The following is a 21,889-nucleotide window of genomic DNA, read 5'->3' on the forward strand; positions in this document are numbered from 1 at the left end:
AACCTCTGAGATCTGTTTCGCTACCAGTTTATATCCAACAATCACCTGAATAAGAGATTATTCGAAGGAAGCGTATTTGAACTCAAGCGGAACACCGATCGGATGGCTGATCAGGTTCTTGACATTGGATTTTGTCAGAACAGCGGAACCTCTGTGGTATACAGGAGCAACAACTGCGTCTTCCTCAACCAGCTTCTTCTCAGCTTTCAGCATGTCATCAAGACGAGCTGCATCGTCTGTCTGAGTCTTGGCATCAGAAATCAGTGCATTGTAATCTGCATCGTTGTAGTTTCCACGGTATGGAGTTCCGTTTGTCCACAGATCAAGGTATGTCATAGCGTCATCATAGTCAGCACCCCATGCTGTTACAGCAAACTGATAGTTGTTGGCATCCATCAGCTCTCCACGTCCCTGTACAGTCTTGGTATCGATTACTACGTTCAGACCAAGTGTTGTAACAAGCTCGCTCTGGATAAATGTTGCAACGGATTTGGATACAGAGTCATCAGCTACAAGAAGAGTAACCTCTGAAGGTGCGCTTCCAAGCTCCTCAACTGCTTTGTCATAGTACTCTTTTGCCTGCTCCGGATCATATGGGGAAACATCTCCGTTCAGCTCACGGAATGTCTTCTCTCCATCACCGCTCATGCCGTCTGCTACAAGACCAAATCCTGGTGCAGAACCATCAGCAAGAATGTTATCTGTAAGAGCGCTTCTGTTCATAGCAAGAGAAATAGCTTTTCTCATGTTTACATTGCTCATTACGTCATCTGTAAGGTTGAACTGTACATAGCTTGTACGGAAGTCGATCTCCTGGGAGAATTCCGGATCATCCTTGTATGCTACTACGTTTGCAGAATCAAGTTTAACCTGGGAAAGCTCGCCAGCCTGATATGCGCTTAATGCAGCTGCAGCATCTTTGATTACACGAACCTGTGCATCTTCGATTGCTACGTTGTCTTTATCCCAGTAATTGTCGTTCTTAGCGAAAGTAACGCCTACAGCCGGATCATAATCTGTGATCACGTACGGTCCGCAGTAGAGCATGCTGTCTGGGGAAAGAGCGAAGTTTGTGCCCTGCTCTTCACAGAATGCTTCGTTAACCGGGAAGAACATATCCATTGTAGTAAGGTTCAGGAAGTATGGTGTCGGGCTCTTCAGCTGAACTTCCAGTGTCTGATCGTCGACAGCCTTAACGCCTACCTCAGAAGCCTCAACGCTTCCCTCATTATACTCCTGACCATTTACGATGTAGTCTGTCATAATGAAGCTGTAGCCGTTTGTTGCGTCTGCGCTCATCTGTTTCAGCCATGCGTATACGAAATCTGCTGCTGTTACAGGCTCACCATTGCTCCACTGGATTCCATCTCTTAAGTGGAAGGTGTATGTAAGCTTGTCATCGGATACCTCATAAGTATCGCAAAGAGCCGGCTGAGGCTGGTTGTTCTCGTCCATACGGAACAGTCCCTCTTCTGCCTGGTTCAGTACCAGGAATGCATTCTCCTCGGATGCAGCCCACGGTACCAGAGTCTTGATCTCGAAATCAGTAGCAACGCTAAGTGTCTCTCCCTCTGCGAATACTGCTGATGCACCTGTAACAGTCATGGTGAGTGCCATTCCAAGTGCTACTGCTGCTTTCATCATTTTCATAGTTTTTTCTCCTTTCTTATCCGTCCTTTATGCAGGTACGGTAGTAAGCCTTTGCCGTTCAGAGTTTAAATGGAGCTTTATAGTAAAAAAACATTTTCTATTCTGCAACTTAGTCACGATGTAGTTTCATGCGCCTTTGCATAAATAAAAAATGTTCTCTTAGCTCGCCTCTTTTTGGTAATTTTAGTATAGCAAAGTGTTGTAGTGTTGTCAATTGTTTTTTATTATTCTTTATTGCTTTTTATTGTTTAGAATTGGTTTTGTATGAATTATGTATTTATTTTGTACAAATTCTGCTTTTTCAAGGAAAAATGAGTAAAAAATATCGGATGCAGCTGGGTGCTTTAACTGTATCCGACTTCCTGTTTTCCTATTTATTGTGTTTAATGTGTTGAAAAGTTCTTCATGAGGGACGCATTTGGGCAATGTGTATTACTCACTCGCCGGCGCAACGCTCCAGCGAACTAATCGCTAACTGCGACTAATGCGTTCAGGAGAGCCCTCACGCATAAGTCTTCGTAAGCGCTGGATTTCGCTTGCGCTAAGAGCGCGCCTGAAATGGCTCGCTGGAGTAATACACATTGCCCAAATGCTGTGTACTGGCTGGGACTTGCTGGTTAGTAAGAACTTTTAACGAAGGGGGAGAGGGAGTGATTGGTCTCCCTATACTTTCTTGACAACGATAGATTAGAAAAAACAATATAGTTGCGGGATACCAACTACTTCACCTCACCCCCGTTGTTGTCGTTATTGTTTCTTTTTTCCCTTTCCAGTAACCAGCGATTTTGCAATGTATATTCACAAGCCGCGCATTTCAGGAGCGGTTTTAGTGGAGGCGAGATCCATGACTTACGAAGACTTAGGCGCGAAGGCTTTCCTGAGCGTCTTAGTCGTAGTTAGTCATTAGCTTGCCGGAACGTTGCGACGCGCGGCGGTGAATATACATTGTAAAATCGCGTCCGGAATAACGACCAACACATTAAATAGCAATGAAATTTCCTATTGCGCCAAAAATGCCAGGTTAATTTTCCTGGCATTTTTATTCAATATTCAATCTCTACATCTTTTTTGCTGATCAGCCCATTATCCAGGGGATACCAAGTCTCCAGGTACTGCGTTTCCTCATCCTCTGACGAATTCAAATTCAGGATTGTCCTGGTTGTCACCATTTTGCCTGAAGTATCTTCCTTTCTGATTTCCGCCAAAATATAGGCAGTGTCTGCTTCTACCCTCAAGCTATCCGGCACCTCAGATGGCTTATAGGCAGTCTGTTTCAATACCTGATTCGCCTCATTCATCTGGTAAATGATGGTCCGCACTGGCTTGTACATAGTGGCAAACTGAACCGTCACTTTACAGCCTTCTGTCTTAGTCTTTCCATTTTCCACTGTAGTAGTTTCACCGGAAAGGGTAGCTGCCATAGTGTTTCCTTCTGAGCCTCCCACACCGTTGGAATAGCCGTTTCCAGCCATGGCATAAATTTCCCCGTTTTCTTTCTGGAAAACCGGATTTACATACTGGGTGTGTTCTGACTTGCCAGAGACCTGGTAAACAGTGGCGCTGATTTCCTGTGTTTCTCCATCATCGGTAATGTTGTAGTTCAAATACGGATCTCCTACTCCGTCGGAGCAAAGATTTCCTACAGATGTATTTCCATCCTCATCTTCGGTCACTGGCATTAAAATGTATTCTCCTTTTATGTCTCCAAAGGAAATTTTCCACTCAGAAGAAGACTGGGCACCTTCTTTATCCACAGTTGCCACAAGTTTCCCCTCATAACGGCTGTCATTTCCTATGGTGATACTGCTGTTTTTCATAAGGGAGGCGGCATGGTCGTTCAGATAGCCTTCCATATCATATAGGTCCAGATATTCGGAGGTGATAAAGGCGCCGATCAGGCGGTCACCGTTTCCATCTGTGCCGGCTTCTGGGACTGCAAGAGTACAGCCGCTGGCTATAAAGGCCATGAAAATAACCGATAATTTGAACAAACTTTTTAACAGATGATTGTTCTCCCGTCCCTTCAAAAATCTTTCTGCAAGATGTGCATCACAATTTGTGGAAAATTTTCTCCAGATGAGAGCACCGCAATGGACCACCTTAACCGATTTTTGGTGATATTTTGATTTCCTAATCTTCATTTTCGTCCTCCTCCAGATTTCCATCAAATTTTAAGATATCGCCAACATCGCATTGCAGGAAATAACAGATCCGGTTAATGGTGTGGAACCGCACGCCCTTGGCCTTTCCGCTTCTGAGGACGGACAGGTTGGCTTCTGTGATGTTTACCAGGCTGCACAATTCCTTGGACGTCATTCCCCGCTCTTTCAATACGTCTTCAAGGCATACTTTTATTGCCATAAATCATTTCCTTTCATTATTGCAAATTGCTCCATATTAAATAGTCAACGATATTAAATTAAGAGTCGTTACCTGAATACCCTTGCTTCTTCCTATATAACGAATCAAGACACTTGCAGTCCGGCTATCATTTATATATCTCCATACGCTTAAATAAACAGGTCATTATCCTCTTTCAGTCTCTGCATTTCCCTTATATACTTTGCAAACAACAGCACTGCCAGCACAAAGGCCAGGGAAAATACCGGGACCGCCACCACATACTCAAGCTGATAAAGGCTGCTCTGGAAAAACAATTGTAGTAGGTTAAATACCGCACCCAGCCCAATAGTGGATGCTAAGGTCCACACGCAAAAGTGGGAAAGTTTTTCCGCCAGTTTTACACTCTCTTCCTGATACAGGTCTTCCTTCATTGCAGCCAGAAGCCTTCTCGCCAGGAAAACAACTATAATATTCAGTACATATGGCAGAATACGGACTGCAAAGTTGAGGAACAGGAAAACATAAGTAGGGGTAAGGTTGGAAAAAGTAATAAAACCGTCGCTTAGCTCTATGCCTGTATTTCCCTTCTGTACCGTTTCCAGATTCTGAAGCAGCCCTCCCAGCTCCTGTCCAAAGATGCCATACACCAATACCACGCTCACAGTGCCAAGAAGGAACCAAAGCCCCTTTTGCAGTTTCTCCGTTCCTGCATTTTTATAATGAAGCAAAATACGGATAAGCAGGTAACCCAGAAGGACGGAATAGAAAGTACTTCCCAGGGACCATTTCCCGGTGCCTGGCACTCCGGTGGACAAAAGTCCCGGATTGATCATGTAGTATAGGGTTACAAAAAGAAGAGCGCTGATAACCAGAAGCATGATATCCAGGGGTTCTGATTTCTTGCGCCAGTGCAGGAATCCCCAAATTCCAGCAGGGATAAGTCCCAACAGCATGTATAAGATGATTGCGACCACATTTCCTATAGCCCCAGACAGCGACAGAACCCGCAGGCCAGCTCCGATCTGCTCAAAAGGGAATGCGATCAAGGTGGAAAACAGACCGGATAAGCTGCGCTGTAAAATACAGAACAGGACGCAGGCGGCCGCTTCCACAGATAAGAGGGTAAATAAATGTCTTTCTTTCATGGGGAACCTCCTTTTGCCGATATCGAGAAAATCCGCTATCGTGCTGGATTAAACTATTTAATCCTTTACTATAGATTTCTCTAACTGGTTTATAAGAATTATTGAAAAACGATAATTTATGATTTAATTATAGCTTAAAATTATCGTTTGTCAATAATTTTAACAATAAAAAAATTGCCAGGCAGAATTTCCACGCTCTGCTCTATCCAATGGACAGAAGAAACGTTTTTATTTTCTTACCTGGCATTTTTCACACAAACCTATTCTGTACACACTAAAGCGTGTTTGAAAAATCATTCCTGCAATATGGTCTTTGCCGTCTCTCAGGAGGTGCAGTTCCTCTTCTCTTTTTCAGTAACTTACTGTGTCACATCTCCAAGCACGATCCGAATCAATGTCTTGTCCAGCATCAATGTCCTGTTCCAGGGATTGATGATCACGCCGCTGATTTCTTCCTCGGACAGCGCTGTCTCCAGTACTTTTCCGATGTCTGTCATAAAGGTTGACATAACGCTTTCGCTGCCTTTTAGTTCCTCATCGAAGCTGGTAAAAACCGCCCACCAGTTCTTACCGTCGGAGGTTTTTACTGCCTGTAATTTCATCTGACCAGCTGCCTCGTTTGGCTCTACGGCGATGATTACCTGACCGTTTTCACGCATGCGTCTTCGTACCACGGTCAGTGCATGAGCCAGCAATTCTTGCGTTGGCTGCTGCTGAAGTGCTGCGATTGCATCCTCGATTTTCTCATTTCCAAGTAAACCTTCATCTGTTTTATCCATATCATTACTCTCCATTGAGCTAATTTCTGTATTAGAGCGTGTTTGAAAAAGGCTTTCTGTAATCTGCCGCTCTTTGATTATACCCTTTTATAAATGATTGGTTCATCATATCCAAAAGTTCTCTTCCCGTTAACTTCCATACTTTCAGATACTTCCAGACAACGATCGGAAAACTTTTCCCAAAGTTTAAATATCATTACCGGCGAAAACTGGCTTATGCTGCCGCCTTCCCAGATTCCGTCCTTTTCATGGTAAAGTGCGGGAGTAAATTTTTCGGATTTTTTCAGTTCCGCGTAATCAACCTTCTTCATGGATGCGTATGAAAATACCTTCTTATCTTCTCCTTCTGGAATTTCATAAGAGGAAAGTAAAATTCCCTGTTCTGTTTCTGTAATAAGAAAAAGATGTGGTGATGCATGACGTTTTCCATTCGTTTCATAGTAGCTTTCTTCAACAACAAATCTGCCATTGAAATCCTCCGGAAGATTTTTTATTTTGTCATTGCAGATTGTATTTACATGCTCGGCATATGGATATGTTTTCCCTTCCGCCTGCATCTTATCAAACTGCTCCTTGTTATCAAAATGTCCTGTCATCATTTCTGTAAATTCATCAAGTTTCATCTTGGTATTTACCTCCATAATCAATTTTTTAATGTTAGGAGCAAAAATTCCCAACTATAATATCCACGGAGCATTCCAGGCAATACATTCCCGCACTCCATATCATATGGTAACCGCCTGAATTTCCTGAAATAGCATTACTGCTTCAGCTTAACCTGCTTTGGTCTTGGATATACCTTTGGCAAGGATAATAATAAGCACAAAAATAGCCGCCCCGGTCTGGTAAACTAGGCGGCAATTTTTGTCACATCATATATCGGACTAACCGTCTATCGGTAGCACTCTTTTTCTATAATCATATTATCACGCAGCTGTGTAAATGTCAAAAAGTTCTTTTTCTATTAGAAATAACCACCAACGCGAACTGGAATTTCTGGATGAGTATAATATGCGGAAAATAAACTTAATTCCATTTTAAATATAGTGCTGAGTTTCACTGCCATTCTTTAACACCATTTTCACCACACCAAGCAATGCTGCAAATAAAACACCTGCAACCGGCCATACAATCCATGTAATATCCCAGCTCATCGTCCAGAAGCTCCATGCAAGGTAAATCGCTGTAGTCAAGCACCAATATACACCAGAAAACGTGTCCGTCTTTTTCTTAAACAGTTTTTCTTCTTTTGTATATTCGCCTTCCTGAAGAAGGGTATCGTAACTGCTTTTTACCATCCCAACACGAATCAACAGATTTACTCCTATTGCAAGTATGAATAGCAGCAATCCAACGGAAAGGCCACAGTAATAGTCAGACGCTTCCATGGCTTCGGCAATAATTGTCGGAATCACTGCCAGTATACAAAGCACTACCCCAACAGCTGTTCCTCTGATAAAAATCGGTTCATAGAAATCTTTTTTTTCTCGTACCATTCCAGATACACCATACTCTGTTTCAAAGCATTCTTTTTCAAAATGTTCCATATGAGATTCACGCATTCCATATGTAATAAACAAAAAGACGGCTGCTGCAACCATTCCAAGCAAAAAAACACATCCAAATACTGTTGCCAGAGATTCTGAAACATGAAATACGCCATCTTCTGCCATTGTCTCAAGAACAATCAGTAATATTGGACTTGAGATACACATACTTGTTGCATTTGCCACTACTTTGGATCCATTTCTTTTCATGTCAAGAAATTCATTTGCATTCTCCATAGTTACTTTTTTCAATGGTTCTGCATAGCTTTCAGTACTTTCGTGATAGGTGATATTTTCTGCTTTCATTTCATCTTTTAATAGATAATCTGTACTGACACCAAAAAGCTCCGACATCTGTAAAATTCTTTGCAAATCCGGAACAGCTCCTGCACTTTCCCACTTAGATACTGCCTGTCTGGATACGCCCAACTGATTGGCTAGTTCTTCCTGTGACCATCCATTCTTTTTTCTTTCCTCTGTAATCTTATCAGCTAAAATCATTTTTTTCTCCTTTTGCAGATTTTATGAGCTAAATATAACAGTTTTGCTGTTTGCATTCCACCATTTCAGGCTGTAAATCTGTCAACCAGCAGTTGCAAATCACAAAAGGACTCGATGAATCCCGATTTTCCAGCAATACAAGCATGAAATTATTTATCATCTGTATTGTTTTCCTTTTTCTTATGCGTCGAACCTAGGCAAAGAAATGAGGAACCAAGACATAACCATACTATAGCCATAGAATTTTCATTTCCACTCGTAAAGCCAATAGCTGACACTATGAAAAACAGAACTGATGCAATATAAAATAAGATTGGTTTGTTTATTCCTTTTTTCATAAATAAGAAACTCCTCCAAATACCGATTTCTTTTCCGCCAATCGGAAGTTAGCTATTTTTTCATTCCTTGCTTTGTAAAATGTTTATGCAGCAAAAATTCTGTCGGAATAATTGTAAGCACCATAATTCCTAATTGTAAAAACACCAAATAAACAGAAATCATTTCAAAGTTTGTATCATCTTTCGTTAAAATCAAAATAAAAATCGATAGTATCACCAGGATGATTCCTAAAACAAAGTTTATCCAGCCCCAACACCTGTGTGCATATCTCCATGTTTCATCATTCATCCTTGACATAGTAGTTCGATATCCCGAACTCCCCTGCCGATCTTTAGGAGGCTTACCTTTCCACATATATCCCAATATAATCATAGATAACGGTACTAAAAGTGAACACACGGATAAAATATAAACATTACAGAGACCTCCTCTCAACTTCTGATTAACTTGCTCCCAAAACTGAAGCTGTCATCAAATAAACCCTATCCATATTCCAACCGCTATAAGTATCATACCTAATATTCTTCCGATAAATCTCGCCTTTTTATTTCCAAATAAAGCAGTTGTTTCTGGAGTAGTAAATGGAAGCAAAACAACAGTGACCCCCATTACTATAATTCCACTTCCAATCATGCAGTTGCGGCTTGACACAACACCATAAAACATAGCTAAAAACCCTAAAATAATGCCCGAAATAAAATACTTAATTTTATGTCTATCTTTTTCAATTATCTTTCTATAGCTGTTTTCGCACTCACTGCTACAAAATTCCAAATTACTATCTAATTCTTTGCCACAATATCTACATTTTTTCATAGCAACTTCCTCGATAATTTGCAAAATTTTATCCAAAAGCTCTCGATTTGTCTTTACTTTATTCTACCATAATTTATTTTAAAATACTATTTCAATATACACAAAACAGAAAAAGCGATCTTTTTTTCAATTTTAAATCTATCCGTATTTCATCTTACTGATAAATGTTTCGCTATTTCTAATCTGATAAATTTACGAACAATTCTTTTCTTAGAATACAGAAAAACCCCGGAAACCTTACGGTTCCGGGGTATCTTACGTTTGGACACACGGTATCTTACGATACCAAATTTATATAATTATCTGTAGTCAGTGATTACTCGATAACTGTAGCAACACGTCCTGATCCAACAGTACGTCCACCTTCACGTTTGTGAGGTTCTTAAAAACTCATTATTTTCTATGATTTTCGTGTCTATATTGTCCTGTATTGTGGATTTTCCAGGCTATATTCCTATTCTCTTCATTTTTTAGTATCAAAATGGTATCACAGCCAGATTTTCATGAGCTGTCAACTTTCCGGTTGCAGATTCCTATCCTGACTGTTATAATCAAAACATGGGTGCTATCATAACGGTAGGCGGTTAGTCCTTCAGCAGAGGGACTGTGACCCTCTGATTACATAGAAACTCGAAAGAGAATCCACTGGAAAGGAGGGCTAAGCCATGAGTATTGTTGATTTTATAGCAGTAGTGAGCTTCGGCTTAACCTGCTTTGGTCTTGGATATACCTTTGGCAAGGATAATACTAAACCACAAAATAGCCGCCCTGGTCTGGTAAACTAAGCGGCAATTTTTGTCAAAACATATATCGGACTAACCATCTATCGGTAGCACTCTTTTTCTATAATCATATTAGCACGCATGTGCAGAAATGTCAAAAAATTTTTATTCTACTTTTTGAAGTTTTGACATATCCAATCCATGCCGGATAATCATCAGAATATCCCATTTTTAATTCTATGTACATTAAATTGTTAATCATTCTTATTCTCTCCTGATTCCAAATTTTGCAACATCTCAACAAACTGGAAGCTGTAAACCTGATTGTTCCTAAATTAACTGTGGCATACCATTGATAAACATATGCCATGCCTGTCATTTTTCGCACTAAGTTTCCATCCGTGCATTTCAACGATTTCTTTTGAGAGGGCAAGCCCTATTCCGCTGTTTCCGTTTTGTCCCGTATGAAAACGTTCAAACATATGGGAAAAATCCTCTGTGCTAAGTTCTCCTCCATCGTTCCAGATGGAAAGGACTTGATTTTTCCACGATATTTCGATTTGACTACACGCATATTTTACGGAATTAGTTATCAGGTTAGCAACAGCGTGTTCCAGCTTCTCCGAGTCTCCGTTGACATATCCTTCGTCCAGTTCTAACGATACTGAAAGGTTTCGCCTGTTCACAATTCCTTCAAGCGGCATCAAAATATCTTGAACCAGTGATGCCATTTCTATTGGTTCACACTTTAATGGTTCCGTACCGCTTTCCATTTTTGATAAATACAGGATATCCTCAATAAGTTTACTCATACGCTCCGTCTGAGACACTATCATTCTGCCCGCTTGAGAATAATCGGTAATGACTCCCATTTCAATCTCCTCCGCATATCCGCAAATTGCCATAAGCGGGGTTTTTAATTCGTGAGATGTATTTTCAAAAAAGGTCTTCTGAGCTTTGTCATTTTGTTCAAGTTTTTTCCCGAGAAAATATCCAATGGCAGCACCGAGAGCGGCAATGACAAAAGCATCCAGCAAAACACCAAAACTGATTTCTTTTACGAGTTCTGGTTCGCCGGTAACATCCACATAAGCAAGTAATCTCTCATTGCCGTCTTCGTAATACTCTGTTCTGGCTTTCATATAATAAGTTGCTTCGTTAATTTTTGCCCTTTGCATTTCATCAGACGGGTGTGTTTCATACCAGTCAATAAGTTTCTTCTCTTTGGGTGTCAAAATCTGATATATGTCATCCCTGTTTTCTGAATCTGCCCCCATATATACAAGTGAGGCATAATATAAAGAGCCCGTATCATTTTCAGATTCGTAATTCAAATATTCGTCTGAATCCAAAGTAAAAACGTTTTTAATTGCATTCTCAGCTCTCAGCTCTATTTTTTTATTAAAAACTATGTTCAGAATCAGCAGGCTCAAAAGCATGGCTGCCATAACGGCGGAACCTGTAAGTGTGGCAATTTTATAACGTGTCTTATTCATTACAATCCTCCAGTTTATAGCCATAGCCCCAGACAGCACTAATGCGAACTTTGCTGCCTGCGGTCTTCATTTTCTGCCTGACTCTTCTTACTGTCTCATCGACAACTCTGGTTTCTATCTCCGTAGAATCTATTCCCCATACTTTGTCGAGAATTTCATTCCGGGGGATTGCCGTTCCACCATGTTCCATAAGACATCCCAGAAGCGAAAATTCTGTCATAGTCAGACCAATATCATGCTCTTTCACAATGGCATTATGCTTCTCCCATGAAAAACACACATCACCAAAGGAAATATCTGCCTTTACCGGTATATTCATTTCAACTCTTCGGAACAACGCATTTACCCGGACAACAAGAAGTGACGGCGAAAATGGCTTAATCAGATAGTCATCCCCTCCATACATAAATCCCTTCATATGGTCAGACTCTGAATCCTTTGCCGTCAAAATAATAATAGGAACTGATGATATTGTCCTTAGCTTTTTACATATGGAAAGACCGTCTGAACCCGGCATCATAATATCAAGAATAACAAGATCACAGGGCTTCTCCTGAAAAGCAGAAAAGAGTGTATCACCATTCTTGTATGCTGTTACCTCATATCCGGCATTGGATAAAAATTCTGTGAGTATTTCTCGTATATCCTGTTCATCATCTGCCAAATAGATTTTTTTTGCCATATCTTTAATCCCACATGAGGGGAGTCCCTCAGAAATTCTGTGAGATTCCCCATATTATATCTTTCAAAATCAGTATATCTGTATTTTAGTTCCACTCTGCTTTCGCTTCAAGAGCGATTGCCTGTGCCTCCAAAGCATCAATCTCATCTGAATAATTCGCATAGCGAGAAGCAAATTCCTCTTCAGAGAGGTTATCAGAGCCGTTATAAATATTGTCATAGATTGCATCAATTTTATTGTAAATACTGTTAAGCTGATTGACTTCATCTTCGCTCAAATTTCCATAGTATCCCTCATACCAACCCGCTTTCTTTTCAAGCGTTTCAATCTGTGCGTTCAGTGATGTAATCTCGTCATCATACTTTGCATAGCGGGCTTCGATCTCATCGTCTGAAAGATCATCGTCCGTCCACACTTCCGCATCAATTTCTTCGATTCTTTCATATGCTTTCTGAAGCTGTTCTGCTTCCTCTGCGGTGAGCTTGCCTGTATCGTACAGATCATTATACTCATCCTCGGAATATTCATATTCCTCGTTGTCGATCCACCCGGCTTTTTTATCAAGCTCCTCAAGGCGATCCATGAGGGTATCGGTTTCATCCTGATACTGATCGTATCTGGCATAGATATCTTCATCAGAAAGACCATCTGCATCTTTCATTACCTCTTTGTCGATAGCGTCAAGTCGGTCATAAATGGAGTTAAACTCTTCAATCTCCTTCTGAGTGAGAGAACCATAATCTACATTTGTTTGTGTTACCTCTGATGTAGTCACTGTCTCCTCCAGTGTCTCCTTCTGGGCAGCCATGGCAGGAATACCTGCGGATGTAGTCATTGCTGCTGCAAGTGCTATTACCATTCCTCTTTTGAATAATCTGTTCATCATTTTAGTTCCTCCTGATTTTTTATTTACCGGTTGTTCGGTATGGCTAAAGTATAGCTCAGGCAAATGTAAAAATATCCTTAGAACAGTCATGAAAATGTCAAGAAAGTGTAACAGCACAAGATTTCCTATAAACCATATTTACTCTCGCCTCTTAAGGGTTACAATCTTTTTTCAAATACCCACAATTTTTCTAAATCTGCAATTCTGATTTACCTTCACCTTATTTTACCATAGTGCTTTCTAAAGTGCTATTCTAATATATACAAAAGTGTAAAAGAGCGATCTCTTCTCTCACACTCACACATATACCATACCAGGTTCCTCTTTCTTCATCTTTGTACGCTGCCATACTTTCTCCCCCCTACATTGCACTCTGGGAATATCCATAAAATTTCTTTTCCCAGAATGCCCTCGGAATCTTACCTGCAACGGTCACATATCCCTGATCTGCAAGCTCTTTGTTCAGTTTGCGAAGCAGCTTGTAAGAATATCCAAGTGAAATCCCCATGCTCTATGCAACTTCTTCCGCTGTAATCATATAGTTCTATCTCTGCATATCATTTCCTCCTTATCTATAATTATCATTTTTACTGATACTATATCGCTTTAAATAATCATTGTCAATAATTTTTATCTGTATGAATGATATTTTTCTATATTGTTGATTTTTATCATTTGTGATATACTGTTCTTAGCTTTTAAGGAGGTGGATAATATGCAGGAATCATCTATTTCAGAAAAAATAAAAGAGCTACGAACTGATCTGAAGATGAATCAAAAAAACTTTTCCGTAGCTATTGGTATACGTCAGTCAACTTTATCCAGTTATGAAAATGGTGTGGTTACTCCCTCCAATGATGTGTTATTGACTATTGCCCAGAAATTTCATGTCTCACTGGACTGGTTATTTGGATTATCTGAAAATAAAGTACAGATTTCTACTCTCAGCGATATTATTTGGGTTTTACTGCAGATGAATGAATCCAATGAACTCCGGTATGAACTGGATATAAATAATAAACTTCCCGGTGATATAGAAACAGAAACACAGAAATGGTATGCCGGACTTCGCTTTTATGGAAATGATCCGGAACATTCTTTAAATGCAGATATGTGTAATTTTCTTGCTGATCTGCAGGAGAACAGAGAAAGCCTGGAATCTTATTTCACAGGCAAAGATATGTTTGATATGTGGAAAAAGCAGACGTTGGAATACTACACTTCCAAACCTGTCACCCATAAAGAAATTGAAGAACTGGATTTTGAGACACGAATCCGTAAACGAGATGAACTTTTAACACAGAAATTTTCCAATAACGAACAGAAATAGTATCATAACAGTATCACAGGCAGATATGCGAAGGTTTTCATTTTCTTTCCATACCTGCCTGTTTTTAATTTATTCGCTATTCTTTACAGCCTTATTTTAATCTTCTGTTCAACAGAAAAACCCCGGAAACCTTACGGTTCCGGGGTATCTTACGTTTGGACACAATGTACCTTGCGGTACTCTATTTATATAATTAAGATGTTATGCTAAAATTATTCGATAACTGTAGCAACACGTCCTGATCCAACAGTACGTCCACCTTCACGGATAGCGAAAGTAAGACCCTGGCTCATAGCGATTGGGTGGATCAGTTCGATTGTCATCTCGATGTTATCTCCAGGCATGCACATCTCTGTTCCTTCTGGAAGGTTGATAACACCTGTAACGTCTGTTGTTCTGAAGTAGAACTGTGGACGATAGTTGTTGAAGAATGGTGTATGACGGCCACCCTCATCTTTAGTCAGAACGTAAACCTGAGCTGTGAATTTTGTATGGCATGTGATTGTTCCTGGTTTAGCAAGAACCTGTCCACGCTCGATCTCGTTTCTCTGAACACCACGAAGAAGTGCACCGATGTTATCACCAGCCTGAGCCTCATCAAGAAGTTTACGGAACATCTCGATACCGGTTACAACAACTTTACGAGTCTCTTCTTTGATACCAACGATCTCAACCTCATCAGATACGTGAAGAACACCAGCCTCTACTCTACCAGTAGCAACTGTTCCACGTCCTGTGATGGAGAATACATCCTCTACAGGCATAACGAATGGTTTATCTGTGTCACGCTGTGGGTCTGGAATGTAGCTATCTACTGCATCCATAAGCTCCATGATCTTATCGCCCCACTCGCTGCTCGGATCCTCAAGAGCTTTAAGAGCAGATCCTCTGATTACCGGGATATCATCTCCTGGGAAGTCATACTCGGAAAGAAGCTCACGGATCTCCATCTCAACCAGCTCAAGAAGCTCGTCATCGTCAACCATATCACATTTGTTCATGAATACAACGATGTAAGGAACACCTACCTGACGGGAAAGAAGGATGTGCTCTTTTGTCTGAGCCATAACACCATCTGTAGCAGCAACAACAAGGATAGCACCATCCATCTGAGCTGCACCAGTGATCATGTTCTTAACGTAGTCAGCATGGCCTGGGCAGTCAACGTGTGCATAGTGTCTATGCTCTGTCTCATACTCAACGTGTGCTGTAGAGATTGTGATACCACGCTCTCTTTCCTCTGGAGCTTTATCAATGTTAGCGAAATCTGTAGCTACGTTACCAGCAACTCTCTCAGAAAGTACTTTTGTGATAGCTGCAGTTAAAGTTGTTTTACCATGGTCAACGTGTCCGATGGTACCAATGTTACAATGCGGTTTTGTTCTCTCAAACTTAGCCTTTGCCATTTTAAAATGTCCTCCTTGAATAGTTGGCTCATTCTCTATTAAAATAGAGCGCCATATCGATTTTAAACTTGCTATCCTTGATTATATTGCAAACCAAGGATATTTGCAAGCTTTTTATTGTTTTATATGAAATCCTGATTCAGCCTGTAGTTAAATCAGTCTTTCTTTGCCAGAACTTTCTCCTGAACACTCTTTGGAACTGGCTCATATTTCTCAAAGAACATGGAGTAGTTACCACGTCCCTGAGTTCTGGAACGAAGATCTGTTGCATATCCGAACATTTCGGAAAGCGGAACAAATCCACGGATCATCTTACCGCCGCCGATATCATCCATACCTTCGATACGACCACGACGGGAGTTGATATCACCGATAACATCACCCATGTAATCCTCTGGTGTGGTTACCTCAACCTTCATGATAGGCTCCAGAAGAATTGGGGAAGCCTTCTGCATAGCATCCTTGAATGCAAGGGAACCTGCGATGTGGAATGCCATCTCAGAAGAATCGACTTCATGATAAGATCCATCGTATACATTTGCATGTACACCAACAACCGGATATCCACCAAGGATACCAGCCTTCATAGCCTCTTCGATACCTTCTCCTACAGCCGGGATATATTCCTTCGGAATAGCACCGCCGACAACAGTAGACTCGAACTTGTACAGTTCTTCGCCGTTGGCATCCATAGGCTCGAATTTAACTTTACAGTGACCATACTGTCCACGACCACCGGACTGTTTAGCATACTTGCTGTCTACATCAACAGCCTTGGTGATTGTCTCTTTGTAAGCAACCTGAGGAGCACCTACGTTAGCCTCTACGTGGAACTCACGAAGAAGACGGTCAACGATGATCTCAAGGTGAAGCTCACCCATACCAGCGATAATGGTCTGTCCTGTTTCCTGATCTGTATGTGCACGGAAGGTCGGATCCTCTTCTGCAAGTTTTGCAAGAGCCTCACCAAGTTTGCCCTGTCCTGCTTTTGTCTTAGGCTCGATAGCCAGCTCGATAACTGGTTCCGGGAACTCCATGGACTCGAGGATTACTGGATGCTGCTCATCACAGATTGTATCACCAGTTGTGGTGAATTTGAATCCGATAGCTGCAGCAATATCACCGGAGTAAACCTTATCAAGCTCCATACGCTTGTTAGCATGCATCTGAAGGATACGGCCAACACGCTCTTTTTTGCCCTTTGTAGAGTTATATACATAGGATCCGGAATTCATTGTTCCTGAATATACACGGAAATATGCAAGTTTTCCAACGAATGGGTCTGTCATGATCTTGAATGCCAGAGCGGAGAACGGCTCTTCATCAGAAGAATGTCTCACGGTCGGGTTTCCATCCATGTCAACACCATCAATTGGTGGAATATCTGTTGGAGCAGGCATGTACTCCAAGATAGCGTCCAGAAGTTTCTGAACACCTTTGTTTCTATATGCAGAACCGCAGCATACCGGAACAGCTGTACACTCGCATGTACCTTTTCTCAGAGCTGCTTTCAGTCTGTCTGTGCTTGGCTCTTCGCCCTCAAGATATTCCATCATGAGATCGTCATCCAGCTCACAGATCTTCTCGATCAGTTCTGTATGATAAAGCTCAGCATCCTCTTTCATGTCTTCCGGGATATCGGTGATAGTAATATCATCGCCCTTCTCGTCATTGTAGATGTAAGCTTTCATTTCGAATAAGTCAATGATTCCCTTGAAGTCATCTTCTTTTCCGATTGGCAGCTGCAGGCAGATTGCATTTTTACCAAGACGAGTCTTGATCTGCTCTACTGCGCCGTAGAAGTTTGCACCAAGGATGTCCATCTTATTGATGAATGCCATACGTGGTACATTGTAGGTATCAGCCTGACGCCAAACGTTCTCAGACTGTGGCTCAACACCACCCTTTGCACAGAATACGCCGACAGCGCCATCCAGTACACGAAGGGAACGCTCAACCTCAACAGTAAAGTCTACGTGGCCTGGGGTATCAATGATGTTGATACGATGCTCCAAAGCGCCTGGCTTCGGTTTGCAGTTCTCTTCCAGTGTCCAGTGACATGTTGTTGCAGCGGATGTGATTGTGATACCACGTTCCTGCTCCTGCTCCATCCAGTCCATGGTAGCAGTACCTTCATGAGTATCACCAATCTTGTAGTTGACACCTGTATAGTACAGAATTCGTTCTGTAAGAGTTGTCTTACCTGCATCGATATGAGCCATAATACCAATGTTTCTGGTTCTCTCGAGCGGGTATTCTCTACCTTCTTTTCCAGCCAATGGATTTTCCTCCTTGATTAGAAGCGATAGTGAGCAAATGCTTTATTTGCTTCAGCCATCTTATGCATGTCTTCTTTCCTCTTTACAGATGCTCCGGTGTTATTGGCTGCATCCATAAGCTCGTTAGCCAGTTTCTCTTCCATGGTCTTCTCGCCTCTCTTGCGGGAGAACATGGTGATCCAGCGAAGAGCCAGAGCCTGACGTCTGTCAGCTCTTACCTCGATCGGAACCTGATAAGTAGCTCCACCGATACGTCTTGCTTTAACTTCAAGCTGAGGCATTACGTTGTTCATTGCCTCTTCAAATACTTCAATTGCTGGCTTGCCAGATTTTTCTTCCATTCTGGCGAATGCTCCGTAAACAATTTTCTGTGCAACACCTTTCTTACCATCTAACATGATGTTATTGATAAGCTTTGTAACAACTTTATTGTTGTACATCGGGTCTGCCAGAACGTCTCTTTTCTGAGTATGTCCTTTACGTGGCACGTTACTTCCCTCCTTAATCATCCTGATTATCTCATCGGTACTCACGCAGTAAACTATTGCATGTTCGCACTGGTAATGGTCCTATATTTAACCCGCAACCGACAGGGTATATGGAATACCGTACAAATCTCTATAGTCTCCGCAGCAATACGGATGGATTATTTTTTAACTTTCGGTCTCTTAGCGCCGTATTTGGAACGGGCCTGTTTTCTGTTAGCAACACCTGCGGTATCAAGAGTACCTCTGATGATGTGGTATCTTGTACCAGGTAAGTCCTTAACCCTTCCTCCACGGATCAGAACAACGCTATGCTCCTGAAGGTTGTGACCTTCTCCTGGGATGTAGCTTGTTACTTCGATTCCGTTGGAAAGACGAACTCTGGCGATTTTTCTAAGAGCTGAGTTAGGCTTCTTAGGAGTAGCTGTTTTAACAGCTGTGCAAACGCCACGTTTCTGTGGTGCAGACTGCTCAACTGCTTTCTTTCTTAAAGAGTTATAAGTTCTCTGCAGAGCCGGAGCTGTAGATTTCTTAACAGCTGTCTGGCGTCCTTTTCTTACTAACTGGTTGAATGTTGGCATTCCATTTCACCTCCCGATTTATTTCTCCATAGATTGTTCTATGGGGTTTCCTTGCGGTTGCTATTATCTTAGTAAGCGCGGAAAAAAATGCCTTATTTCGCACGCTTTTTGATTATATCCTGTCTGCATATCTCTGTCAAGGTGTTTTTCATCAATTTTTCCTTATTTTTTCAAGGTTTTTACAATTTATCACGGTGAATTATAAATAGGTTTCTTCTTATTATAATGTATTTTTTACTGCTGTTCTGAAGCGTGTAAAAAAATCATTCCCGTGATCTGCATCACAATTTGTGGGAGATTTCTCTCGGATGAGGGCGCCTTAGCGGGCTACGGCAACCGAATTCAGGTGAAATATGCCGCAAAGTAGGGCGTACAGATTGCGGGAATGATTTTTCAAACATGCTCTAGGAAAACTTAACTTTACATTGCATTCACAGCTTCACATTATTATAATAAGAAACAAGAACTTTTCAGCACCTCTACAGTACCTGCTTTTCGAAATACTATCTGCTGAATAGTCGAAAAAAGAATTAACATGAACAGGAGTATACATATGTGTTTCAAAAAAGCAGTGGCTAAATCCAGTGGATTCTCCCGGATTTTTGCATTTGGCCTCATGATTTTTTCCGGAGCAGGGCTTATAAATCTGTGCACTGTCTGTGCAGAGACCACTGACGAGCTTCAGGGACCGCCTGTAGCCCAGTCACATATAATCGGTATCGATCCCGGTCATCAGGGTCCAAATGTGGATATGAGTGACCTTGAACCTCTCGGTCCAGGTTCCACAGAAATGAAAGCCAAAGCCTCAACAGGAACCCAGGGAACTTTTTCAGGTCTGCCTGAATATCAGCTGAATCTGGATGTTTCTTTGAAGCTGCAGCAGATTCTGGAAGACCGTGGCTATCAGACAGTTCTCACCAGAACTGATAATGATTCTGCCATCAGCAATAAAGAGCGAGCTGAATATGTAGCCGGACAGGGGGCTGATGTTTACGTGCGCATCCACGCCAATGGTGCTGAGTCTTCCTCTGCTGCCGGTGCACTTACCATTTCCCCCTCCTCTTCCAATCCTTATGTATCCCAGCTCTATGATGATTCCAACAGCCTTTCCCAGTGCATTCTGGATGCCTACTGTGACGCAACCGGATTTGAAAACCGCGGCGTAACATATGCCGACAATATGACTGGAATCAACTGGAGCACCATTCCGGTAACTATTGTGGAAATGGGATTTATGACCAATGAATCTGACGATCTGAAAATGAGCAATCCGGATTTTCAGGACACAATGGCATCTGGAATCGCTGATGGGATTGATGCATATTTTGCGGAAAAATAAATCTGGATTTATTGCCATAACATAATGTCTCTTCCAGATATTTCATTGATTCGAAAGGAGAACTTATGAAAAATAATAGAAAGAAACAAACATCTTCTTATCTGCTGATTTTTCTTGGCATTGTCGCTGCTTTACTAATTCTTATCATTCTTTACCTTACTTTCTTCAGAAAGGACAGCCAGAGAAGTATTAATCCAGCAAAAAACGGTTCAGCAACAGCCCAGACTGAAGATTTCACTGACGGTGAAACTTCCGGATTTACCTCTAGTGATGAGACTTCTGATGACGCCGACCAGAGCGGCTTTGTTTCCGATGATGGAAGTTCCGACAGCGAATCTTCTACTGATGATTCTTCTGTCCAGGGACCTTCCCAAAGAGAAAGTGCAGGTTCTGTACAGTCTTCTCCAACTCCGGAGGAAGTAACTGTTCCTTATCAGACTCCTGCTGCCAATGCAGAACCAGTAGGTCCTTCCCAGTCATCCGGCTCCGCCCCCGTTCAGACAACAGATGGCACTTCCCAGGGAAAAAAAGATTCTACCATGGCTGCTATTACCCCCGAACTTTCTGACGATGATGGCACCATCTCTCCCTCCCACGGAAGTTCTGCTTTTGACAACAAATCCGATGAAAAGATGGATACTCTGGTCACTCAGATCCAATCCCAGCTTCCTGGTTCAAACGGTTCCTGGAGCGTTTATATCTGTGACCTTTCAGGCGGCTCAGAAGCTACGATCAATGACACCCCAATGCAGGCAGCCAGCCTGATCAAGCTTTTCATTATGGGTGCAGTATATGAGAATTATGATTCTTTATCCCAGCAGTATGGTTCTGCCACCCTGGATTCCTATCTGACACCAATGATCACCGTCAGTGATAATGACGCGGCAAACAGTCTGGTTTCCTGCCTGGGAAGTGGCGACAGCACTGCAGGTATGCAGAAAGTAAACAGTTTCTGTCAGTCTCACGGCTACACAAATACTTCCATGGGACGACTGCTTCTTGCCAGCAACAAATTCGGAGATAATTACACTTCTGCCTATGACTGTGGAAAATTCCTGAAAGAAATTTACCAGATCTGCTCTGGTACTACTCAGACGCCAAGCCTTTTACATGCAGAAGAAATGTATTCCCTTCTGAAGCAGCAGCAACGTACCAACAAGATTCCGGCTGCCCTGCCAGAGGGCGTCAGCGTTGCCAACAAAACCGGTGAGCTTTCCGATGTAGAAAATGATGCCGGAATCCTGTACAACGCACAGGGTGGAAACGATCTGGTCATTGTCTTCCTTTCCCAGAACCTCTCCAGCCCGGGAGAAGCCCAGAATACAATTGCACAGCTTAGCCGCAGTATTTATCTCTACTATAATGATTAACCTTAATTCCTATGATACCAGTGTCAAAAGGTCAAAAAGCTGTTCGTGCTTGCACGATAAGGCTTTTGAACTTGGGACACGCCAAATATGAGAAAGTAGCGATTTACGCAGTAAATCAGCGGATTTCGAATATTTGGAGGATTGCGGGAGCAGCGTAGCTGCGTAGCAATCCGGGTATCAAATGGGTGTCAAA

Annotated in this window: 22 protein-coding genes; 3 read left to right on the forward strand and 19 right to left on the reverse strand. The window is 41.8% G+C overall.

Going from position 1 to position 21,889, the window contains the following annotated elements; translation table 11 throughout:
• Nucleotides 1-57: 57 nt before the first annotated feature.
• The 14 genes from ACESTK_RS16765 to ACESTK_RS16830 form a co-directional block, all read right to left on the reverse strand.
• Complete coding sequence (locus ACESTK_RS16765) at nt 58-1,650, reverse strand: peptide ABC transporter substrate-binding protein (RefSeq protein ID WP_226837875.1); 1,593 nt, start codon at nt 1,648-1,650, stop codon at nt 58-60.
• 1,043 nt (nt 1,651-2,693) lie between these two features.
• A complete protein-coding gene (locus ACESTK_RS16770; RefSeq protein ID WP_373120309.1) occupies nt 2,694-3,791 on the reverse strand; it encodes a DUF6783 domain-containing protein in 1,098 nt (365 codons plus the stop codon).
• A complete protein-coding gene (locus tag ACESTK_RS16775) occupies nt 3,781-4,011 on the reverse strand; it encodes a helix-turn-helix transcriptional regulator (RefSeq protein ID WP_118583284.1) in 231 nt (76 codons plus the stop codon). Before ACESTK_RS16775 ends, ACESTK_RS16770 begins: the two co-directional genes overlap by 11 nt.
• Nucleotides 4,012-4,160: 149 nt before the next feature.
• A complete protein-coding gene (locus ACESTK_RS16780; protein ID WP_373120310.1) occupies nt 4,161-5,138 on the reverse strand; it encodes a hypothetical protein in 978 nt (325 codons plus the stop codon).
• Nucleotides 5,139-5,497: 359 nt separating this feature from the next.
• Nucleotides 5,498-5,917 carry an SseB family protein gene (locus ACESTK_RS16785; protein WP_373120311.1) on the reverse strand — a complete coding sequence of 140 codons (420 nt, stop codon included), beginning with the start codon at nt 5,915-5,917 and terminating at the stop codon, nt 5,498-5,500.
• 77 nt (nt 5,918-5,994) lie between these two features.
• On the reverse strand, nt 5,995-6,540 hold the full coding sequence (locus ACESTK_RS16790) for a hypothetical protein (RefSeq protein ID WP_118583330.1): 546 nt from the start codon (nt 6,538-6,540) through the stop codon (nt 5,995-5,997).
• Between the two features lie 414 nt (nt 6,541-6,954).
• Entirely contained in the window at nt 6,955-7,965 is a 1,011-nt protein-coding gene (locus ACESTK_RS16795) for a helix-turn-helix domain-containing protein (RefSeq protein ID WP_173716710.1), read from the reverse strand.
• Between the two features lie 149 nt (nt 7,966-8,114).
• Nucleotides 8,115-8,303, reverse strand: coding sequence for a hypothetical protein (locus ACESTK_RS16800; protein WP_195380416.1), 189 nt, complete (start codon nt 8,301-8,303; stop codon nt 8,115-8,117).
• Nucleotides 8,304-8,355: 52 nt separating this feature from the next.
• Nucleotides 8,356-8,676: an SdpI family protein gene (locus ACESTK_RS16805; RefSeq protein ID WP_195409884.1), complete on the reverse strand. Its 321-nt coding sequence runs from the start codon at nt 8,674-8,676 to the stop codon at nt 8,356-8,358.
• A 99-nt stretch (nt 8,677-8,775) separates the two neighbouring features.
• Nucleotides 8,776-9,120 carry a DUF2116 family Zn-ribbon domain-containing protein gene (locus ACESTK_RS16810; protein ID WP_195409869.1) on the reverse strand — a complete coding sequence of 115 codons (345 nt, stop codon included), beginning with the start codon at nt 9,118-9,120 and terminating at the stop codon, nt 8,776-8,778.
• Between the two features lie 1,057 nt (nt 9,121-10,177).
• The gene (locus ACESTK_RS16815; RefSeq protein WP_373120313.1) at nt 10,178-11,338 is read right to left on the reverse strand and encodes a sensor histidine kinase; all 1,161 of its coding nucleotides are present in this window, start codon (nt 11,336-11,338) and stop codon (nt 10,178-10,180) included.
• Entirely contained in the window at nt 11,331-12,020 is a 690-nt protein-coding gene (locus ACESTK_RS16820) for a response regulator transcription factor (protein WP_019163079.1), read from the reverse strand. Before ACESTK_RS16820 ends, ACESTK_RS16815 begins: the two co-directional genes overlap by 8 nt.
• An 85-nt stretch (nt 12,021-12,105) precedes the next feature.
• Nucleotides 12,106-12,906, reverse strand: coding sequence for a hypothetical protein (locus tag ACESTK_RS16825; protein WP_373120314.1), 801 nt, complete (start codon nt 12,904-12,906; stop codon nt 12,106-12,108).
• Nucleotides 12,907-13,267: 361 nt separating this feature from the next.
• Nucleotides 13,268-13,414 (reverse strand): DNA-binding protein, encoded by a 147-nt coding sequence (locus tag ACESTK_RS16830; protein ID WP_226837872.1) that lies wholly within the window; start codon nt 13,412-13,414, stop codon nt 13,268-13,270.
• A 207-nt stretch (nt 13,415-13,621) separates the two neighbouring features.
• On the opposite strand from ACESTK_RS16830, the gene ACESTK_RS16835 reads away from it, so the two are divergent.
• Entirely contained in the window at nt 13,622-14,236 is a 615-nt protein-coding gene (locus tag ACESTK_RS16835; RefSeq protein ID WP_226837871.1) for a helix-turn-helix domain-containing protein, read from the forward strand.
• Between the two features lie 212 nt (nt 14,237-14,448).
• On the opposite strand, the gene tuf is transcribed toward ACESTK_RS16835, so the two are convergent.
• From tuf to ACESTK_RS16860, 5 genes are all read right to left on the reverse strand, one after another.
• Nucleotides 14,449-15,642: an elongation factor Tu gene (tuf, locus tag ACESTK_RS16840; protein ID WP_118583298.1), complete on the reverse strand. Its 1,194-nt coding sequence runs from the start codon at nt 15,640-15,642 to the stop codon at nt 14,449-14,451.
• A 155-nt stretch (nt 15,643-15,797) separates the two neighbouring features.
• A complete protein-coding gene (gene fusA, locus ACESTK_RS16845; protein ID WP_226837870.1) occupies nt 15,798-17,921 on the reverse strand; it encodes an elongation factor G in 2,124 nt (707 codons plus the stop codon).
• Nucleotides 17,922-17,938: 17 nt separating this feature from the next.
• The gene (gene rpsG / locus ACESTK_RS16850) at nt 17,939-18,409 is read right to left on the reverse strand and encodes a 30S ribosomal protein S7 (RefSeq protein ID WP_207664929.1); all 471 of its coding nucleotides are present in this window, start codon (nt 18,407-18,409) and stop codon (nt 17,939-17,941) included.
• A gap of 158 nt (nt 18,410-18,567) precedes the next feature.
• Entirely contained in the window at nt 18,568-18,987 is a 420-nt protein-coding gene (gene rpsL, locus ACESTK_RS16855; protein WP_117854826.1) for a 30S ribosomal protein S12, read from the reverse strand.
• 319 nt (nt 18,988-19,306) lie between these two features.
• Entirely contained in the window at nt 19,307-19,384 is a 78-nt protein-coding gene (locus ACESTK_RS16860; protein WP_334304199.1) for a DUF6783 domain-containing protein, read from the reverse strand.
• A 156-nt stretch (nt 19,385-19,540) separates the two neighbouring features.
• Between ACESTK_RS16860 and ACESTK_RS16865 the strand changes: the two genes are divergently transcribed.
• On the forward strand, nt 19,541-20,326 hold the full coding sequence (locus ACESTK_RS16865) for an N-acetylmuramoyl-L-alanine amidase (RefSeq protein WP_373120316.1): 786 nt from the start codon (nt 19,541-19,543) through the stop codon (nt 20,324-20,326).
• A gap of 65 nt (nt 20,327-20,391) precedes the next feature.
• Nucleotides 20,392-21,696 (forward strand): serine hydrolase, encoded by a 1,305-nt coding sequence (locus ACESTK_RS16870; protein WP_373120318.1) that lies wholly within the window; start codon nt 20,392-20,394, stop codon nt 21,694-21,696.
• The last annotated feature ends 193 nt before the right edge of the window (nt 21,697-21,889 follow it).

Source organism: Ruminococcus sp. Marseille-P328 (genome assembly GCF_964249465.1).
In the GTDB taxonomy this organism is placed as follows: Bacteria; Bacillota; Clostridia; order Lachnospirales; family Lachnospiraceae; genus Blautia_A; species Blautia_A faecis.

What these genes read in the sequence shown, in the direction of transcription:
- ACESTK_RS16785 (WP_373120311.1), bottom strand. Translation starts at nt 5,917, where the DNA reads ATGGATAAAACAGATGAAGGTTTACTTGGAAATGAGAAAATCGAGGAT.
- ACESTK_RS16775 (WP_118583284.1), bottom strand. Translation starts at nt 4,011, where the DNA reads ATGGCAATAAAAGTATGCCTTGAAGACGTATTGAAAGAGCGGGGAATG.
- ACESTK_RS16825 (WP_373120314.1), bottom strand. Translation starts at nt 12,906, where the DNA reads ATGATGAACAGATTATTCAAAAGAGGAATGGTAATAGCACTTGCAGCA.
- ACESTK_RS16820 (WP_019163079.1), bottom strand. Translation starts at nt 12,020, where the DNA reads ATGGCAAAAAAAATCTATTTGGCAGATGATGAACAGGATATACGAGAA.
- ACESTK_RS16800 (WP_195380416.1), bottom strand. Translation starts at nt 8,303, where the DNA reads ATGAAAAAAGGAATAAACAAACCAATCTTATTTTATATTGCATCAGTT.
- ACESTK_RS16790 (WP_118583330.1), bottom strand. Translation starts at nt 6,540, where the DNA reads ATGAAACTTGATGAATTTACAGAAATGATGACAGGACATTTTGATAAC.
- rpsL (WP_117854826.1), bottom strand. Translation starts at nt 18,987, where the DNA reads ATGCCAACATTCAACCAGTTAGTAAGAAAAGGACGCCAGACAGCTGTT.
- ACESTK_RS16815 (WP_373120313.1), bottom strand. Translation starts at nt 11,338, where the DNA reads ATGAATAAGACACGTTATAAAATTGCCACACTTACAGGTTCCGCCGTT.
- ACESTK_RS16765 (WP_226837875.1), bottom strand. Translation starts at nt 1,650, where the DNA reads ATGAAAATGATGAAAGCAGCAGTAGCACTTGGAATGGCACTCACCATG.
- ACESTK_RS16805 (WP_195409884.1), bottom strand. Translation starts at nt 8,676, where the DNA reads ATGATTATATTGGGATATATGTGGAAAGGTAAGCCTCCTAAAGATCGG.
- ACESTK_RS16770 (WP_373120309.1), bottom strand. Translation starts at nt 3,791, where the DNA reads ATGAAGATTAGGAAATCAAAATATCACCAAAAATCGGTTAAGGTGGTC.
- ACESTK_RS16835 (WP_226837871.1), top strand. Translation starts at nt 13,622, where the DNA reads ATGCAGGAATCATCTATTTCAGAAAAAATAAAAGAGCTACGAACTGAT.
- ACESTK_RS16780 (WP_373120310.1), bottom strand. Translation starts at nt 5,138, where the DNA reads ATGAAAGAAAGACATTTATTTACCCTCTTATCTGTGGAAGCGGCCGCC.
- ACESTK_RS16830 (WP_226837872.1), bottom strand. Translation starts at nt 13,414, where the DNA reads ATGGGGATTTCACTTGGATATTCTTACAAGCTGCTTCGCAAACTGAAC.
- ACESTK_RS16865 (WP_373120316.1), top strand. Translation starts at nt 19,541, where the DNA reads ATGTGTTTCAAAAAAGCAGTGGCTAAATCCAGTGGATTCTCCCGGATT.
- ACESTK_RS16870 (WP_373120318.1), top strand. Translation starts at nt 20,392, where the DNA reads ATGAAAAATAATAGAAAGAAACAAACATCTTCTTATCTGCTGATTTTT.
- ACESTK_RS16810 (WP_195409869.1), bottom strand. Translation starts at nt 9,120, where the DNA reads ATGAAAAAATGTAGATATTGTGGCAAAGAATTAGATAGTAATTTGGAA.
- ACESTK_RS16795 (WP_173716710.1), bottom strand. Translation starts at nt 7,965, where the DNA reads ATGATTTTAGCTGATAAGATTACAGAGGAAAGAAAAAAGAATGGATGG.
- tuf (WP_118583298.1), bottom strand. Translation starts at nt 15,642, where the DNA reads ATGGCAAAGGCTAAGTTTGAGAGAACAAAACCGCATTGTAACATTGGT.